This window comes from Streptomyces sp. NPDC006551, assembly GCF_040611675.1.
GTDB lineage: Bacteria > Actinomycetota > Actinomycetes > Streptomycetales > Streptomycetaceae > Streptomyces.
Map to the genome: position 1 here is coordinate 45,662 of NZ_JBEXOT010000037.1, position 16,814 is coordinate 62,475.

Annotated in this window: 15 protein-coding genes and 1 riboswitch; of the genes, 5 read left to right on the forward strand and 10 right to left on the reverse strand. The window is 69.9% G+C overall.

What is annotated here, in order from left to right; genetic code table 11:
* The 3 genes from ABZY12_RS26520 to ABZY12_RS26530 all read right to left on the reverse strand — a co-directional run bounded on the left by ABZY12_RS26520 (position 1) and on the right by ABZY12_RS26530 (position 3,364).
* Entirely contained in the window at positions 1 to 882 is an 882-nt protein-coding gene (locus tag ABZY12_RS26520; protein ID WP_356894512.1) for a carbohydrate ABC transporter permease, read from the reverse strand.
* Positions 879 to 1,871 carry a sugar ABC transporter permease gene (locus tag ABZY12_RS26525; RefSeq protein WP_356894514.1) on the reverse strand — a complete coding sequence of 331 codons (993 nt, stop codon included), beginning with the start codon at positions 1,869 to 1,871 and terminating at the stop codon, positions 879 to 881. The genes ABZY12_RS26520 and ABZY12_RS26525 overlap by 4 nt, the downstream gene beginning before the upstream one ends.
* A 212-nt stretch (positions 1,872 to 2,083) precedes the next feature.
* Complete coding sequence (locus tag ABZY12_RS26530) at positions 2,084 to 3,364, reverse strand: extracellular solute-binding protein (protein WP_356894516.1); 1,281 nt, start codon at positions 3,362 to 3,364, stop codon at positions 2,084 to 2,086.
* A 285-nt stretch (positions 3,365 to 3,649) separates the two neighbouring features.
* On the opposite strand from ABZY12_RS26530, the gene ABZY12_RS26535 reads away from it, so the two are divergent.
* The 5 genes from ABZY12_RS26535 (at position 3,650) to ABZY12_RS26555 (ending at position 10,149) form a co-directional block, all read left to right on the forward strand.
* The gene (locus ABZY12_RS26535; protein ID WP_356894518.1) at positions 3,650 to 4,414 is read left to right on the forward strand and encodes a GntR family transcriptional regulator; all 765 of its coding nucleotides are present in this window, start codon (positions 3,650 to 3,652) and stop codon (positions 4,412 to 4,414) included.
* 132 nt (positions 4,415 to 4,546) lie between these two features.
* Positions 4,547 to 4,807 (forward strand): DUF3311 domain-containing protein, encoded by a 261-nt coding sequence (locus ABZY12_RS26540; protein ID WP_356894520.1) that lies wholly within the window; start codon positions 4,547 to 4,549, stop codon positions 4,805 to 4,807.
* Positions 4,804 to 6,426, forward strand: a complete 1,623-nt coding sequence (gene mctP / locus ABZY12_RS26545) for a monocarboxylate uptake permease MctP (protein WP_356894522.1) — start codon at positions 4,804 to 4,806, stop codon at positions 6,424 to 6,426. Before ABZY12_RS26540 ends, mctP begins: the two co-directional genes overlap by 4 nt.
* A gap of 89 nt (positions 6,427 to 6,515) precedes the next feature.
* Positions 6,516 to 6,592: riboswitch (cobalamin riboswitch) on the forward strand.
* A 153-nt stretch (positions 6,593 to 6,745) separates the two neighbouring features.
* Positions 6,746 to 9,130: a ribonucleoside-diphosphate reductase subunit alpha gene (locus tag ABZY12_RS26550; protein ID WP_356894524.1), complete on the forward strand. Its 2,385-nt coding sequence runs from the start codon at positions 6,746 to 6,748 to the stop codon at positions 9,128 to 9,130.
* Positions 9,130 to 10,149: a ribonucleotide-diphosphate reductase subunit beta gene (locus tag ABZY12_RS26555; protein ID WP_356894526.1), complete on the forward strand. Its 1,020-nt coding sequence runs from the start codon at positions 9,130 to 9,132 to the stop codon at positions 10,147 to 10,149. The genes ABZY12_RS26550 and ABZY12_RS26555 overlap by 1 nt, the downstream gene beginning before the upstream one ends.
* 61 nt (positions 10,150 to 10,210) lie before the next feature.
* Here the strand turns inward: ABZY12_RS26555 and def are convergent, their stop codons facing one another.
* From def to ABZY12_RS26590, 7 genes are all read right to left on the reverse strand, one after another.
* Entirely contained in the window at positions 10,211 to 10,840 is a 630-nt protein-coding gene (def, locus tag ABZY12_RS26560; protein ID WP_356894528.1) for a peptide deformylase, read from the reverse strand.
* A gap of 69 nt (positions 10,841 to 10,909) precedes the next feature.
* Positions 10,910 to 11,890: a hypothetical protein gene (locus ABZY12_RS26565; protein WP_215065589.1), complete on the reverse strand. Its 981-nt coding sequence runs from the start codon at positions 11,888 to 11,890 to the stop codon at positions 10,910 to 10,912.
* Positions 11,891 to 11,969: 79 nt separating this feature from the next.
* Positions 11,970 to 13,217 (reverse strand): HD domain-containing protein, encoded by a 1,248-nt coding sequence (locus ABZY12_RS26570; RefSeq protein WP_356894530.1) that lies wholly within the window; start codon positions 13,215 to 13,217, stop codon positions 11,970 to 11,972.
* Entirely contained in the window at positions 13,214 to 14,749 is a 1,536-nt protein-coding gene (locus tag ABZY12_RS26575; RefSeq protein ID WP_356894562.1) for an HD-GYP domain-containing protein, read from the reverse strand. The genes ABZY12_RS26570 and ABZY12_RS26575 overlap by 4 nt, the downstream gene beginning before the upstream one ends.
* Positions 14,750 to 14,901: 152 nt before the next feature.
* Positions 14,902 to 15,201 carry a mycothiol system anti-sigma-R factor gene (rsrA, locus tag ABZY12_RS26580; protein ID WP_356894532.1) on the reverse strand — a complete coding sequence of 100 codons (300 nt, stop codon included), beginning with the start codon at positions 15,199 to 15,201 and terminating at the stop codon, positions 14,902 to 14,904.
* Positions 15,198 to 15,854 carry a sigma-70 family RNA polymerase sigma factor gene (locus tag ABZY12_RS26585; RefSeq protein WP_352186978.1) on the reverse strand — a complete coding sequence of 219 codons (657 nt, stop codon included), beginning with the start codon at positions 15,852 to 15,854 and terminating at the stop codon, positions 15,198 to 15,200. The genes rsrA and ABZY12_RS26585 overlap by 4 nt, the downstream gene beginning before the upstream one ends.
* A 253-nt stretch (positions 15,855 to 16,107) precedes the next feature.
* Positions 16,108 to 16,794 (reverse strand): alpha/beta family hydrolase, encoded by a 687-nt coding sequence (locus ABZY12_RS26590; protein ID WP_356894534.1) that lies wholly within the window; start codon positions 16,792 to 16,794, stop codon positions 16,108 to 16,110.
* Between the last annotated feature and the right edge of the window lie 20 nt (positions 16,795 to 16,814).

Consider the following 16,814-nt stretch of genomic DNA (forward strand, 5'->3'; position numbering starts at 1 on the left):
TTATCCCTTCACCGCGCCCGCGGTCAGTCCCGCGGCCATCTTGCGCTGGACAAGGAGGAAGAGGATCACGATGGGGACGGCCATCATGGTGGAGCCCGCCATCATCGGGGCGTACTCGGTGCCGTTCTTCGTGATGAAGTTGCCGAGCCAGACGGTGGCCGTCTGGTTCTGCTGGCTCATCAGCATCAGCGCGTAGAGGTACTCGTTCCACGCCTGGATGAAGCCGTACACGGACGTGGCGACCATGCCCGGCGCGAGCAGGGGGAAGACGACCCGGACGAACGCACCGGTGCGGGTGCAGCCGTCGACCTGGGCGGCCTCCTCCAGTTCCTTGGGGATGTTCACGATGAAGCCGCGCAGGGTCCACACCGTGAAGGGGAGGATGAAGGTGAGGTAGGTGATGATCAGGCCGCTGATCTTGTCGTACTGACCGAGATCGTTGAGCATCAGGAAGACCGGGATGATCATCGCGACGAGCGGGACCATCTGGACCGCGAGGATGCCGACGATCACGATCTTGCGGCCGCGGAAGGCGAACCGGGAGATGGCGAGCGCCGCCAGCATGCCGACGACGATGCCGATGACGACGACCGTGGCCGAGACGACGAGGCTGCGCCCGACGGGCCCCCAGAAGTCCGCGATCTCCAGGGCACGCTTGAAGTTCTCGAGCGTGAAGGTGGAGGGGAAGAAGTGCGGGTCCGGGTCGATGGCGTCCTTGGCCGGCTTGAAGGCCGTGTTCACCATCCAGTAGACGGGGAAGCCGACGATGACGAAGACGAGCAGCCCGAGCAGGTTCCAGCCGAGCTTGGACTTGCGGGGGCGGGTGACGCCGGGGGCCGCGGCCTTCGGGGTCGTGCGGCCGGTCGCGTTCGCGGCGCTCACTCGACTTCTCCGATCTTGAGCATCTGGCGCATGTAGACGGCGACGACGCCCAGCAGCAGAGCGACCGTGACGAGGGCGATGGCCGAGCCGGTGCCGTAGTCGTTGACGACGAACGCCTTGTCGAACGAGTACGTGGTGAGGAGCTGGAACTCGGCCTCGGGGTGGCCGTTGCGCATGACGTAGACCTGCGGGAAGACGCCCATGTCCCAGATGACCGAGAGCGTCGTCAGCATGACGATGATCGGCTTGAGGATCGGCAGGGTGACGAAGCGGAAGACGCCCCACGCGCCCGCGCCGTCGAGGCGAGCGGCCTCTTCGAGCTCCTTGGGCACCTGCGTCAGACCGGCGCTCAGGGTGATCACGACGAAGGGCACGGCGCCCCAGACGACCAGCAGCATGATCACGGCGAGGCCCTGCGGACCGCTGGCGAACCAGTTGTGGCCGATCATGTCCACGCCGGGCAGCTTGTCGAGCAGCCAGTTGAGCACGCCGTAGTCGGCGTCGAAGAGCCACTTGAAGATGGCGGTCGCGACGATGATGGGCATGCCCCAGCTCGCCACCAGCACGATGTTGATCAGCGCCTTGACCCAGCCGGAGACCTTCTGCAGCAGCAGCGCGATCACCATGCCGAGCACCATGGTGAGGATCACCGCGCCGCCCGCGAAGATCACGGTCCGCAGGACCACGGCCCAGAACTCCCCGTCGGAGAGGATCTTGGCGAAGTTGGCGAAGCCGGCCGACTCCGCCTCCTGGAAGCCCCAGAGCTGCGGCTGGCCGAAGTGCTGGAAGGAGAGGGTGACCAGGCGCACGAGCGGATAGCCGAGCACCAGGAGCAGGACGAGCAGGCATGGCGCGAGGAGCAGCCATGGGACTCCCGCCCCGCCGTCGGACTTTCTTCCCGGCTTCCCGGGCTCGCCGGCCTCGGAGCCGGATGGTGGCGATTGCCGCACCGGCGGCACCTTCGCGGTGGTTGTGTCTGCGGCACTCATCCCGTGCTCCTCAGCGATCCCTCTCCTGGTACGGGAGACAGGGCCCCGTCGGCCCTTTTCGAGGCTCGGTTCTCCTCCGGGGCGCTCTCAGCGCGCGTCGACGGTCGATCGTGCTCGGGTCGCTCGTTCCTCGCGACCCTCCGCGCGTTCTCCCCTTCGACGCCCGCGCGCCCCTTCGGCTCACTCGCCAGGGTGACGGGGCCCTGCCCAGGTCACTTGGTGTTGATGACCTTGTCGATCGCGGCGTCCGCCTCCTTGGCGGCCTCCTCGACCGACTTCTTGCCGTTGGCGATGTCGATGAGCATCGTCTTGAGGATCTGGGCCTTCTCGACCTGGCCCCAGCCGGGGGCGGTCGGCACGAACCAGCTCGACTCGGCCGCGGTGGCCGGGACGGCGGTGGCCGGGTCGGCCTTCAGCGGGGCGAGGTCCGCCTTGTTGTTGGGCAGGTTGCCCTTGCCGATGAGGCCCTTCTGGCCCTCGGCACCGGTGAACGCGGCGATCCACTCGGCCGCGACGCCCTGCGCCTTGGACTTGACCGGGATGGCCAGGTCGGAGCCGCCGAGGAAGACGGGCAGGTTCTTGCCGGACGGGCCGGGCATCACGAAGTTCTCGAGCTTGTCCTTCAGCCCGCCGACCTTGTCGCTCTTCGGGTCGGCCGCGGTGGCGCCCTCCCACGCGGCGGCGAACATGGTGGCGGCGTTGCCCTGGCCGAAGACGACCGGACGGTCGGCCTCGTCCTTGGTCTTGTCGCCGTGCATGTACTTGTCGACGATGGTCTTGTAGTCGTTGAGGCCCTTGAGGGACTCGGGCGACGACAGGTTGGACTTCCAGGTCTCGCCGCTCTGCTCGGCGATGGAGCCGCCGGCGTCGTAGACGAAGGACATGGCGGCGTACCAGTCGGGCGACGGCTGGTACCAGGCGCTGAACTTGGCGCCCTTCTTCTTCTGGATGGCGTCGAGAGCAGCGGTCAGCTCGGCCCAGGTCTTCGGAGCGGCCTTGACGCCCGCCTCGGCGGCGATGTCCTTGCGCCAGGTGCCCACGCGGCCACCGGCGTAGTAGGGGACGCCGTAGGTCTTGCCGTTGTAGGTGACGGAATCCTTGAGGGCGTCGAGCCACTTGTCGGAGTTCTCGAACTTCGACGCGTCGACCTCGGCGAAGGCGCCCTTGGCCATGTAGCCGATCATCTCGGTGTTGCCCATCTCGACAACGTCCGGGGCCTTGTCCGTGGCGAGTACGGCGTCGAGCTTGGTGTTCTTGTCCGGCCAGCCGTAGTACTCGTGGTTGATCTTGATGCCCGGGTGCTTCTTCGTCACCGCGTCGTCGGCGGCCTTGACCAGCTCGGGCCAGTTGTTCTGGGCGTCGACCGTCAGCCAGACGGTGATCTCCTTGGCGCCGCCCCCGGCCGAGTCCCCACCCTTGTCGCCACCGCCACACGCCGCGATGCCGACCATCATGCCCGCGACGCCGATCGCCGCGATGAGCTTGCGCTTCACGCCACCCTCCTCAGGGATGCCTGCAACCCCTGCCCACCGCGCGAAGACATACGCCGAGTAATGCTCGTGGGGCTGGGAGCTGGTCTTTAATGGTTTAGACCAGTACCGGGAGCTTGGCCTAGACCTTTAGGGGTGTCAAGGGTGTATAAGAAGGGCAGTCGGGTCCGTTATCGGACCGACACCTGAGGGAGGGCGACGACCCGTGACCGGTCCGTGCCACCATGTGAGCCGCGACAGACGGAGGAGCCGGTGACGGCAGCAGCACAGGAGTCGGGAAGGCGGAGCATGGCCACGGACCCGGGCAGCACGGAGACGGAGGGCGGTGCCGCCACCCGTACCGCGCGCGTGCCCAAGTACTACCGACTGAAGCGGCACTTGCTCGACATGACGGAGACCCTGCCGCCCGGCACGCCCGTCCCGCCGGAGCGCACCCTCGCCGCCGAGTTCGACACCTCGCGCACCACCGTGCGCCAGGCCTTGCAGGAGCTGGTCGTCGAGGGCCGGCTCGAACGCATCCAGGGCAAGGGCACGTTCGTGGCCAAGCCCAAGGTCTCGCAGGCGCTGCAGCTCACCTCCTACACCGAGGACATGCGGGCGCAGGGCCTGGAGCCCACCTCGCAGTTGCTCGACATCGGGTACGTCACCGCCGACGACACCCTCGCCGGACTGCTCGACATCTCGGCGGGCGGGCGGGTGCTGCGGATCGAACGGCTGCGCCTCGCGAGCGGCGAGCCGATGGCGATCGAGACCACGCACCTGTCCGCCAAGCGCTTCCCGGCGCTGCGCCGTTCGCTGGTGAAGTACACCTCGCTCTACACCGCGCTCGCCGAGGTGTACGACGTGCACCTCGCGGAGGCCGAGGAGACGATCGAGACCTCCCTCGCCACCCCGCGCGAGGCCGGCCTGCTCGGTACGGACGTGGGCCTGCCGATGCTGATGCTCTCCCGCCACTCGCTGGACGCGCAGGGCGAGCCGGTCGAGTGGGTGCGCTCGGTCTACCGCGGCGACCGGTACAAGTTCGTCGCGAGACTGCAGCGCCCCAACGGCTGACCGGGACAGCGTCAATCCCTGACAAATGACCCCAGTTCCGTCCGTTATCCGGACGGGGGTTCCATAGAGCGAAACCGTCCCCTAGATTTCCTGCGCATTGAGCAGGTGATCAGCGAGGGGACGGTTCGCCGTATGTCGGAAACACAAGGAAGACAACCAACCGTCACACCCGTACGGGTGGTGGTGGCGCTCTGTCTGTTCGCGCCGTTCGTGGCGATGCTCTGGGTGAGCTCGTACGCGAAGGTCGAGCCGACCTTCATCGGCATCCCGTTCTTCTACTGGTACCAGATGGCCTGGGTCGTCATATCCACCGTGCTGACGATGATCGCCTACAAGCTCTGGAACCGTGATCTGAAGGCCCGCAAGGCCCGCCAGGGGGGTGCGTCCGAGTGAAGGACGGCGTGAACGGCGTCGCGCTCGCCGTCTTCATCTTCTTCTTCCTGGCCGTCACGGTCATGGGATTCCTCGCCTCCCGCTGGCGCAGGGCCGAGAACGAGCACAGCCTGGACGAATGGGGCCTGGGCGGCCGCTCCTTCGGCACCTGGGTGACCTGGTTCCTGCTCGGCGGCGACCTCTACACCGCGTACACCTTCGTCGCCGTCCCGGCGGCGATCTACGCGGCGGGCGCGGCCGGCTTCTTCGCCGTGCCCTACACGATCCTGGTCTACCCGCTGATCTTCACCTTCCTGCCCCGTCTGTGGTCGGTGTCGCACAAGCACGGCTACGTCACCACCTCAGACTTCGTCCGCGGTCGTTTCGGTTCCAAGGGCCTGTCGCTGGCGGTCGCCCTCACCGGCATCCTCGCCACCATGCCGTACATCGCTCTCCAACTCGTCGGCATCCAGGCCGTCCTGGACGTGATGGGCGTGGGCGGCGGCGAGACCACGCACTGGTTCATCAAGGACCTGCCGCTGCTGATCGCCTTCGGTGTCCTCGCGGCGTACACGTACTCCTCGGGTCTGCGCGCCCCGGCGCTCATCGCCTTCGTCAAGGACACCCTGATCTACATCGTCATCGCGGTGGCGATCATCTACATCCCGATCAAGCTGGGCGGCTTCGACGAGATCTTCGCCAAGGCCGGCGAGGCGTACGCGACGATCAACCCTGCGACCGAGAAGCCGCGCGGCGCTCTGGTGCCGGGCGAGATGGGCCAGTGGGGCTACGCCACGCTGGCGCTCGGCTCGGCGCTCGCGCTCTTCATGTACCCGCACTCCATCACGGCGACGCTCTCCTCTCGCAGCCGTGACGTGATCCGCCGCAACACCACGATCCTGCCGCTGTACTCGCTGATGCTGGGTCTGCTGGCGCTGCTCGGCTTCATGGCGATCGCCGCCGGGGTCAAGGTCAGCAACGGCCAGCTCGCCATCCCGCAGCTGTTCGAGAACATGTTCCCGGACTGGTTCGCCGGTGTGGCCTTCGCCGCGATCGGCATCGGCGCGCTGGTGCCGGCCGCGATCATGTCGATCGCCGCGGCCAACCTCTTCACCCGCAACATCTACAAGGACTTCCTGAAGCCGGACGCCACCCCGGAGCAGGAGACCAAGGTGTCCAAGCTGGTGTCGCTCCTGGTGAAGGTCGGCGCGCTGGCCTTCGTCCTGACCATGGACAAGACGGTCGCCATCAACTTCCAGCTCCTCGGCGGCATCTGGATCCTGCAGACCCTGCCGGCGCTGGTGGGCGGTCTGTTCACCCGCTGGTTCCACCGCTGGGCGCTGCTCGCCGGCTGGGCGGTCGGCATGGTCTACGGCACGGCGGCGGCGTACGGCGTGGCCAGCCCGACCCAGAAGCACTTCGGCGGCTCGTCCGCCGAGATCCCTGGCATCGGCGAGATCGGCTACATCGGCCTCACCGCCTTCGTGCTCAACATGCTGGTCACGGTCGTCCTGACCTTCGTCCTGAGGGCCGTCAAGGCTCCGGACGGCGTGGACGAGACCTCCCCGTCCGACTACACCGCCGACGCGGGCGACGCGGGCGTGAAGGTTGAACTGCCGAAGGTCGGTGCGGGCCACTAGCGGGCCATTCAACACGGAACGACACAACATGTGGGGGGTGCCGCAAGCGGCGCCCCCCACATGTATGCTCATGCTCGCTGTCGCCGCAGGGGAATCCGGTGGAAATCCGGAACTGTCCCGCAACGGTGTGTTGGCGTGCTTTTGCGCTCCTCCGAGTCCGAACACCTGCCGACAGTGCGCCCGGTCCGTCCGTTCCGGGTGCCAGAGTCGTCCGGGCCTCGCGGAGTGGGCCGGTGGACATGGCGCGCGCCCGCGTACGGGTGCCCCTGCCGTCCGCCTCCCGTCGCCGCCCCCGGGCCGAGCGAGGGAGAGCCCCCACGTGACCATCGCGCCAGCCGATCCGGCCGCGGCGATCGAGAGCGACGGACCCGGGACGCTACTGCTCCGGACCCTGACCGACCTCACCGCCGACCTCCCCGACACCGACCCGGGCAAGGTCGCCGCCGCCGCGCTGCGCGGCCGCAACGCCGCCTCGGACGAGGCGGAGTTGCGTGAGCTGGCCACCGAGGCGGCCGCCGGTCTGATCGCCGAGGACCCGGCGTACTCCCGGCTCGCGGCCCGGCTGCTGACGATCACCATCGCCGACGAGGCGGCCGGCCAGGGCGCCGCGTCCTTCTCCGCCTCGGTCGCCGTCGGCCACCGCGAGGGTCTGATCGCCGACCGGACCGCCGCGTTCGTCCGGCTGCACGCCGCACGGCTCGACGCCCTGATCGACCCCGCCGCCGACGACCGCTTCGGCTACTTCGGTCTGCGCACCCTCTACTCGCGCTATCTGCTGCGGCACCCGATCACCCGCAAGGTGATCGAGACCCCGCAGCACTTCATGCTGCGCGTCGCCTCCGGCCTCGCCGACACCGCTCCTGATGATTCGAAGACTGGCAGCACGCGCGTGCTGGACGAAGTCGCGGCGCTGTACGGGCTGATGAGCCGGCTCGACTACCTCCCCTCCTCCCCCACGCTCTTCAACTCCGGCACCCGCCACCCGCAGATGTCGTCCTGCTATCTGCTGGACTCGCCGCAGGACGAGCTGGACTCCATCTACGACCGCTACCACCAGGTCGCCCGGCTGTCGAAGCACGCGGGCGGCATCGGGCTCTCGTACTCCCGCATCCGGGCCCGGGGCTCGCTGATCCGCGGCACCAACGGCCACTCCAACGGCATCGTGCCGTTCCTCAAGACGCTGGACGCCTCCGTCGCCGCCGTGAACCAGGGCGGGCGCCGCAAGGGCGCGGCCGCGGTCTACCTGGAGACCTGGCACGCGGACATCGAGGAGTTCCTGGAGCTGCGCGACAACACCGGTGAGGACCAGCGGCGTACGCACAACCTCAATCTGGCGCACTGGATCCCGGACGAGTTCATGCGCCGGGTGAACGCCGACGCCGAGTGGTCGCTGTTCTCCCCCGCCGACGTACCCGAGCTGGTCGACCTGTGGGGCGACGAGTTCGACGCCGCCTACCGCGCCGCCGAAGCCGAGGGCCTGGCCCGCAAGACCATGCCCGCGCGTGATCTGTACGGCCGGATGATGCGGACCCTGGCCCAGACCGGCAACGGCTGGATGACCTTCAAGGACGCCTCGAACCGGACCGCCAACCAGACGGCGGAGCCCGGCCACACGGTCCACTCCTCCAACCTCTGCACGGAGATCCTGGAGGTGACGGACGACGGCGAGACGGCGGTCTGCAACCTCGGTTCGGTCAACCTGGGCGCCTTCGTGGCCGGCGGTGACATCGACTGGGAGCGGCTCGACGCGACCGTCCGTACGGCCGTCACCTTCCTCGACCGGGTCGTGGACATCAACTTCTACCCGACCGAGCAGGCCGGGCGCTCCAACGCCCGCTGGCGGCCCGTCGGCCTGGGCGCGATGGGCCTCCAGGACGTCTTCTTCCAGCTGAAGCTGCCCTTCGACTCGGCCGAGGCACGGGCGCTGTCGACGCGGATCGCCGAGCGGATCATGCTCGCCGCGTACGAGGCGTCCACCGACCTCGCCGAGCGCAACGGGCCCCTCCCGGCCTGGGAGAAGACCCGTACCGCCCGGGGTGTCCTGCACCCCGACCACTACGACGTGGAGCTGAACTGGCCCGAGCGCTGGGCCGCCCTGCGCGAGCGGATCGCCACGGTCGGCATGCGCAACAGCCTGCTGCTCGCCATCGCGCCGACCGCGACCATCGCCTCGATCGCGGGCGTGTACGAGTGCATCGAGCCGCAGGTCTCCAACCTCTTCAAGCGCGAGACGCTCTCCGGCGAATTCCTCCAGGTCAACTCCTACCTGGTGGACGAGCTGAAGCGGCTCGGCGTGTGGGACGCGCAGACCCGCGAGGCGCTGCGCGAGTCCAACGGCTCGGTGGCCGGCTTCAGCTGGGTCCCGGCCGAGGTGCGCGAGCTGTACCGCACGGCCTGGGAGATCCCGCAGCGCGGCCTGATCGACATGGCGGCGGCCCGCACCCCGTTCCTGGACCAGTCGCAGTCCCTGAACCTGTTCCTGGAGACGCCGACGATCGGCAAGCTGTCGTCGATGTACGCGTACGCCTGGAAGCAGGGCCTGAAGACGACGTACTACCTGCGCTCCCGTCCGGCGACCCGGATCGCCCGCGCGGCCCAGGCGTCGACGACCGCCACCGCCCCCATCCCCGTCCAGCAGGCGGCCGACCCCGACGCCGTCGCCTGCTCCCTGGAAAACCCCGAGTCCTGCGAGGCCTGCCAGTGATGACCACTCCGAACGCCGAGAAGAACCTGCTGGACCCGGGCTTCGAGCTGACCCTGCGTCCCATGCGCTACCCGGACTTCTACGAGCGCTACCGGGACGCGATCAAGAACACCTGGACCGTGGAGGAGGTCGACCTCCACTCCGACGTCGCCGACCTCGCCAAGCTGACGCCGGGCGAGCAGCACATGATCGGCCGGCTGGTCGCGTTCTTCGCGACCGGCGACTCGATCGTCGCGAACAACCTCGTGCTGACGCTGTACAAGCACATCAACTCCCCCGAGGCGCGGCTGTATCTCTCGCGCCAGCTGTTCGAGGAGGCCGTGCACGTCCAGTTCTATCTGACGCTGCTCGACACCTACCTGCCCGACCCGGAGGACCGCACCGCCGCGTTCGCCGCCGTCGAGAACATCCCCTCCATCCGCGAGAAGGCGCAGTTCTGCTTCAAGTGGATGGACTCGGTCGAGAAGATCGACCGCCTGGAGACCCAGGCCGACCGCCGCCGTTTCCTGCTCAACCTGATCTGCTTCGCCGCGTGCATCGAGGGCCTGTTCTTCTACGGCGCCTTCGCGTACGTGTACTGGTTCCGCTCGCGCGGCCTGCTCCACGGCCTCGCGACCGGCACGAACTGGGTTTTCCGGGACGAGACGATGCACATGAACTTCGCCTTCGAGGTCGTGGACACCGTCCGCAAGGAGGAGCCGGAGCTCTTCGACGACGCGCTCCAGCAGCAGGTCACCGACATGCTGAAGGAGGCCGTGGAGGCGGAGCTGCAGTTCGGCCGTGACCTGTGCGGCGACGGACTGCCGGGCATGAACACCGAGTCGATGCGCGAGTACCTCCAGTGCGTCGCCGACCAGCGGCTGACCCGCCTCGGCTTCGCCCCGGTGTACGGCTCCGAGAACCCGTTCGCGTTCATGGAGCTGCAGGGCGTCCAGGAGCTGACGAACTTCTTCGAGCGCCGCCCGTCCGCCTACCAGGTCGCGGTCGAGGGCTCGGTCGACCTCGACGAGGACTTCTAGCCGTTACGGGAAAGGGCCCCGCTCCTGGTGAGGAGCGGGGCCCTTCGCCGTACGGCGGGCGTCAGTCGTTGGGGACGGTCTCGTAGCGCGGCGTTCCCTCGGCCATCTGCCTGAGCGCGTCCTTGCGGTCCCGCTTGGAGAGCCGGTCGATGTAGAGGTAGCCGTAGAGATGGTCCGTCTCGTGCTGCAGGCAGCGGGCGAAGTAGCCGGTGCCGCGGACCTTGATCGGGTTGCCCTGGGCGTCCTGGCCGTGCACCTCGGCGTAGTCCGGGCGCGCCAGCGAGGCGTACGCGGTCGGGACGGACAGGCAGCCCTCGTTGGAGTCGTCGAGCACCCGGCGGTCGGCCGGCAGGTCCTGGAGGACCGGGTTGACCACGACACCGGTGTGCCGCACGCCGTCGTCGTCCGGGCAGTCGTAGACGAAGACCTTGAGGTCCACACCGATCTGGTTGGCGGCCAGGCCAACGCCCTCGGCCGCCTTCTGGCTGGCGAACATGTCGTCGATCAGCGCCGCGAGCTTGTCGTCGAACTCGGTGACGTCCTTGCACTCCTTGTGGAGCACCGGGTTGCCGACGACCGTGATCGGGCGTGCGGTGCCGCGCTCACGGTGGGCGAGCTCACGCGCCTCGCAGTCCTCCGTGTCCACGACGAACCCGTCGTTGATCTGCTCGTCCGTCTCCTGCTGCGCCATGTCGCTTCTGCGCCTTCCTCAAAACCCCAGCGATGGTCGCGTACAGCCTACGGGCAGCGCCCGCCCGGCTCAGCAGACCTCTTCGAGATCCCGCCACTCACGGCTGTCCGGGCTGTCCGCCACCCAGCCGTCGAGGAGCCCGCGGACCAGGCCGACGGGGGCCGCGATGCCGCATTCGCGTTCGGGGACCCACAGCTCACCGGGTGAGCGGTGCCCGAGCGGGCCGGGGTGGCCGGGTTCGCTGTGGTCGTGCGGGTCGAGGTGCTCGCCCTCGCCCTCGGCGCTGGGCATGGTCGACTCGGAGCAGGCGCGGCAGAGCAGCCGCACCGAGGAGGACCAGTCCTCGGCGGCGAACCCGGCGTCGGCGGCGAGCTGCTCCAGGGCGTCCCGGTCGGCCTCGGTCGCGGCCTCCAGGAGGACCACCCAGGTGGGGACGGGCGAGGGCGCCCACAGCTCGATCTCGTCGAAGACGGGGTAGGAGGGGCCGGCGGTGGTGGTCCGCTCGCCGTTGGGCACACCGTCGTGGAGGACGACCTCGCCCCAGCGCCGCCCGGAGGACGGCAGCGGGATGGAGAGCACCTCGATCCGGGCCGGGTCGAGCCGGCGGCCCCACACGACCTCGGCCTCGCCCTCGGGCGAGAGCCGTACGGCCGCGCTGCCCAGCTCCATCCCGGCCGGCTCGCCCGTACCGGCGGAGGCGCCGGGCACCTTCAGTCCGTAGGCCTGCCAGGCGCGGCGCGCCAGCGGCCAGTCCTGGAGCGCGGTGGCGGCGATGCCGACGTTCCACCAGTCGGGAGCGCCGGTCTCCTTGTCGAGCAGCGCGACGGCGCGCAGCCCGGCGGCCCGGGCCTGCTCCCAGTCGTGCCGGAACTTGTGCAGCAGGGCCAGGTTGAACCAGGACTCCGAGAGCCAGGGCTCCAGATCCGCCGCGCGCGTCAGCAGCGCGCCCGCGTCCTCGTACCGGCCGTCACCGATCAGCGTGAACGCGCGGTCGGTGGCCTGCCGCCACGAGGCGGAGGGCCGATGCCGTACCTTCCCGAAGATCCTCACGATTCCCGCCTGCCGGTCGCTTCACCCTCTTGTTCGCATCCAACCATGCCCGGTTGGACGCGCGCTCATTACCCATGGGTTACCCAGGAGGGAGGGGGGTGACGCCGCCTCGTGCGAGGACTCTGGCCAGGGACTCCACCACCTCCGGGTGGAAGTCGCGGGCGGTGCCGAGACGCAGGCGTTCCAGTGCTCTCAGGGCGCCGCCGGCCCTGCCTCCCGCGAGATCGTCGTACGCGTTGACGGTACGGACGATCCGGGCGGGCAGCGGCTGTTCCCGGTACGGGTCCGCCTGCCGTTCCACGACCACGGCGACGGCCTGCGCGACGCCGCTCTGGCGCACGACGGCACCCCCCAGCAGCGCTATCCGGCGCTGTTCCTCGGCGGGCAGGAGGGCGGTGGCGCCCTTGGGGACGGGGTCGACGAGGGAGAGCTGCCCGATGTCGTGCATGAGCGCGGCGTACTCCAGGACGGTCAGCTCGGGCCCGGACAGGCCCAGCTCGCGTCCGACGGCGGTGCTGAGGGCGGCGACCCTGCGGGCGTGGCCGGGCGGGGTGTAGCCGGCGATCTCGGTGGCGCGGGCGAGGGAGGCGATGGTCTGCCTGTTGGTGGTGCGCACGGCGGTGTAGCGGCGGAAGGAGACCTGGGTGAGCAGCAGCGGCACGCAGAAGACCGGCAGCGCCCACAGTCCCGCGGCGGCCACGCCGAGGGCCATGACGGCGCCGGTGGCGCAGACGGCGGAACCGATGCCGATCAGGGCGCGTAGCTCGTCCCGGAGCAGCGGGCCGTAGGGATGACCGGTGCGGGCGCGGAGCATCAGGGCGGCGAGGACGGCGTCGCACAGGGCGGTGAGGAGGAGCAGGAGGAGCAGGAAGAGGGCGTAGGAGGGGCCCTGGCCGAGATGGCGGATGACCCAGCCGCTGTTGTACAGCGGCTGGAAGCAGAGGGCGGCGAAGCCGACGGTGAGGACGCGCCGGGCGAGGTGGTCCAGGTCGGGGCCCTTGTCCCGGGCCACGTGCGGCACGATGCCGGCGAGCCCGCCGGCGACGACGACCGCGATGATCTGCGGTACGTCGTGGCTGGTGGCGCTGCCCCCGCTCGCGCCGAGCAGGGCGTACGCGAGTGCACCGGCGGCGGCGAGCGGGGCGGGTTCGCGCTCGCCCGGCAGGGCGCCCCAGCGGGCGAGCTCGCCGAGGGCGATGAGGGCCCCGAAGGCGAGGGCGGTGCCGGGCTCGGCGATGCCGTACCAGAGCGTGGAGGCGAACCCGCCGGCGGTGAGCAGGAGCGCCGAGCCGTAGACCACCCGGACGGTGACCGCTCCGCCTCTCACCCTCGCCCCTTGGGCACGGGGGTGCTCGGCACGGGCATGAAGGGCTCGGTACCGGCACGGGGCGCCGTACCGGTCGGCGTATCGGTGCCCGTACCGGGCGCCGTACCGGTACCGGGCGCCTTGCGCGTGCCGGTCGGCGTATCCGTTCCGGTACCGGGCGCCTCGCGGGTGTCGGTCGGCGCGGACGGGCGCGGGGGCGGGACGCCGTCGCCCGGCAGCGGGGCCTCGTCGGCGGTGACCGCCTTCTGCCAGCCGTGCCGGTCCAGGGCCCGTACCAGCGCCCGTACCATCCGCGGGTCGAAGTGGGTGCCCGCGCACCGCTCCAGCTCCGCCACCGCCGTCTCCACCGGCCGCGCGCGGCTGTAGCAGCGGGTCGACGTCATCGCGTCGAAGGCGTCGGCGACGGCGACCACGCGGGCGAACTCCGGGATCTGCTGCCCGCTGAGCCCGTAGGGGTACCCGCTGCCGTCCATCCGTTCGTGGTGGTGCAGGATCGCCGACCGCGCCTCGCCGAGGAAGCCGATCCCCCGGACGATCTCGTGTCCGTACTCCGGATGGAGTTCGATGATCCGGCGCTCCTCCGGCGTCAGCGGTCCGTCCTTCCTCAGCACCCGCGTCGGCACGCCCAGCTTCCCGACGTCGTGGAGGATCCCGGCGAACCGCAGGATCTCGAGCCGCTCCTCCGCCATGCCCAGCTCACGGGCGATCAGCACCGAGGCGCGGCCGACCCGTTCGCTGTGCCCGCGGGTGTATCCGTCCTTGATGTCGACGGCCTGGACGAGGGCGCGGATGGTCGCCTGGTGGGCGGCTCGTTCGCGGTGGTACTGGGCGAAGACCCAGCAGGAGATGTACATGGGCAGCAGGACGAAGAGCGCGGCGACGGGGCCGTACGTACTGCGCCAGAGCACCGCCATCATCAGTCCGGCGAGCCCGTGCACCGTGTACGAGGCGAGCGCCCGGCCGAAGAGCCCGCGCCAGGCGGTGCGCGCGGACAGTCCTTCGGCGGTGGCCCGGATCCCGCCGTCGAGGGCGGTGAGGACCAGGCAGAAGGTGAGCGCGGAGGCGCCGGCCGGGACCAGGACGTACGGGAAGTCGGGGGCGTGCGGACCGCTGCCGAGGGCGTCGTCGCGGCGCAGGGCTCCGGCGACGAGGCCGGCGGCCCAGACCGCGATCACCAGCTGGGCCGCCCGCCAGACCCGCCGTACCGCCGCCGGGGGCTGTTCGACCCTGGCGACGAGGGCTCCGGGCAGCGCGGTGAGCGCGGCCGCGGCGGGCGGCAGGAGCAGCGCGGCGGCCAGCAGGACGGGGAAGAAGGAGCCGGCGCCCATGGGCACCGATCCGCCGAGCACCCGGTTGAGGAGGCGGCAGCGGGCGGGCAGCTCGCAGACGGCGTACAGGGCGGCGAGCAGGGCCATCGCGCCCCACGGGGTCTGCGCGCCGGGGCGCAGCGCGGGCGCGCAGCACACGGCGGCGCCGAGCAGGGCGCAGCAGATGTACACGCGTGCCGCTCGCGGAATCACCATCACGCCCATCACCCCGGCCACGCTAGCGAGTCGGGCGGTCGGGGGCGGCGAGGTGCGGCTGATTCGCACCATCGGGTGATACAAGCTGATATACGCACGAGGACCGCCGCGATCACATCGCGGCGGCCCTTTCCTCGGCGTCGGGCGTCACGCCCGCGGGGTCATTCCTGGGCGGTCGCCGTCACGTCCTGCTCGGGCACCAGCTGGCCCGAGCGGATCAGGTCGATCCGGCCCATCACCTTGGCCCGCAGATCGGTGGGCACGTCGTCGCTGCCGCAGCACCGCTTGACGAGCTTCTTCACCGCCTGCTCCAGGCCGTACTTCTCCAGGCACGGGGAGCACTCCTCGAAGTGCACCTCGAACTTGGTGCAGTCACTGTCGGGCATCTCGCGATCGAGGAACTCGTAGAGATGATCCAGGACCTCTGAGCAGTCCGTCTCGTGCGGCTCTCCGCAGCTCATGAGCCCGAGCCTTTCAGATCGTTCGACGACTCTCCGGCGCCCGCGGGAACCAGCCCGCGGTCGCGAGCGTAGTCCTCGAGCATGCCGCGCAGCTGGCGGCGGCCCCGGTGCAGTCGGGACATCACCGTACCGATGGGTGTACCCATGATGTCCGCGATCTCCTTGTACGCAAAGCCCTCTACATCGGCGAGATAGACGGCGATGCGGAACTCCTCCGGGATCGCCTGGAGCGCTTCCTTGACGTCGGAGTCGGGGAGGTGGTCGAGAGCCTGGGACTCGGCCGACCGCAGGCCGGTCGACATGTGCGACTCGGCGCGGGCGAGCTGCCAGTCCTCGATCTCCTCGGCGGCGCTGCGCTGGGGTTCACGCTGCTTCTTGCGGTACGAGTTGATGAAGGTGTTGGTGAGGATGCGGTACAGCCAGGCCTTCAGGTTCGTGCCCTCGCGGAACTGGTGGAACGAGCCGTACGCCTTGGCGTACGTCTCCTGCACCAGGTCCTCCGCGTCCGCGGGATTGCGCGTCATGCGCAGCGCGGCGGAGTACATCTGGTCGAGGTATCCGAGGGCGTCCCGCTCGAAGCGCGCGTTGCGCTCCGCGGTCGTCTCCTCGGGGCCGTCGTCGGTCCCTGTGTCGGTCCCAGTGACCGGACCCACCTCCTCCAACGCTGCGGCGAACCCGAATGCGGACCCGCTCGTTTCGGAGGATAGACGAGGAACCGCTCCGCCCGCCGCCCGAATAGGGGCGACCTTGGCCGCGGGCAGCACTGTCCAGTCGAGGTCAGCGGCCTGCGGGCGTTCGGGGCAGATGGTCGAACCCATGCGACGGACTCCCTCTTCCTTTGCTCTCACACCGATGTCCGTCACAACAGAGGTCACGCGCTCAACATTCCCGGGGCGCGCCCGGGGTTCAGCGAAGTGACGTGGCCCACGTGGTGACTTCGGCGGCGATGAGGGCGAGGGTCTCGTCCTGGCCGACGGGGGCGCGCTTGGCGACGGCGAAGCCGTGATCGCCGTGCGGCACCTCGACGAGCGTGTACTCCCACCCGTCTCCGGCCACCACCCTCGCACCGGCGGACCGCGCGCGGCCCCCCTCGAACCCGGGGAACTCCTCGGGTCTGCCGAAGGGGTCGTTGCCGCCCTGGACGACGAGGGTGGGCAGGCCGGTGCCGAGGAGCTCCTCGGCGCGGGAGCGCTCGGGCTTGCCGGGTGGATGGAGGGGGAAGCTCAGCGCGAGTACGGCGGAGGCGCCCAGCTCCTTGGCGGTGCGGCAGGCGACCCGGGCCCCGGCGCTGCGTCCGCCTGCGATCACCGGCAGCCCCGGCTTCGCGAGCGCCGGCCAGATCCCGCGCCACCCGGTGTCCAGGGTCTTCGGCGCGGGCGCGAGCTTCTTCCCGGCGACCCGCCAGGGCTGTTCGACGAGCGCCACGGTCACCCCGTGGGCGGGCAGCGCCCCTGCCAGGGCCACCAGGTCCCGTGCCTCGATCCCGCCCCCGGCACCATGGCCGAGGGCGAGGACCGTCCAGGGCTTCTTCCCGGGGTGCCAGGTGATCCGCGCGTCCCCGGCCCCGGTCGATACGATCTCGCTCTTCGTCACGTCCCCATCCTGCCGCCCGG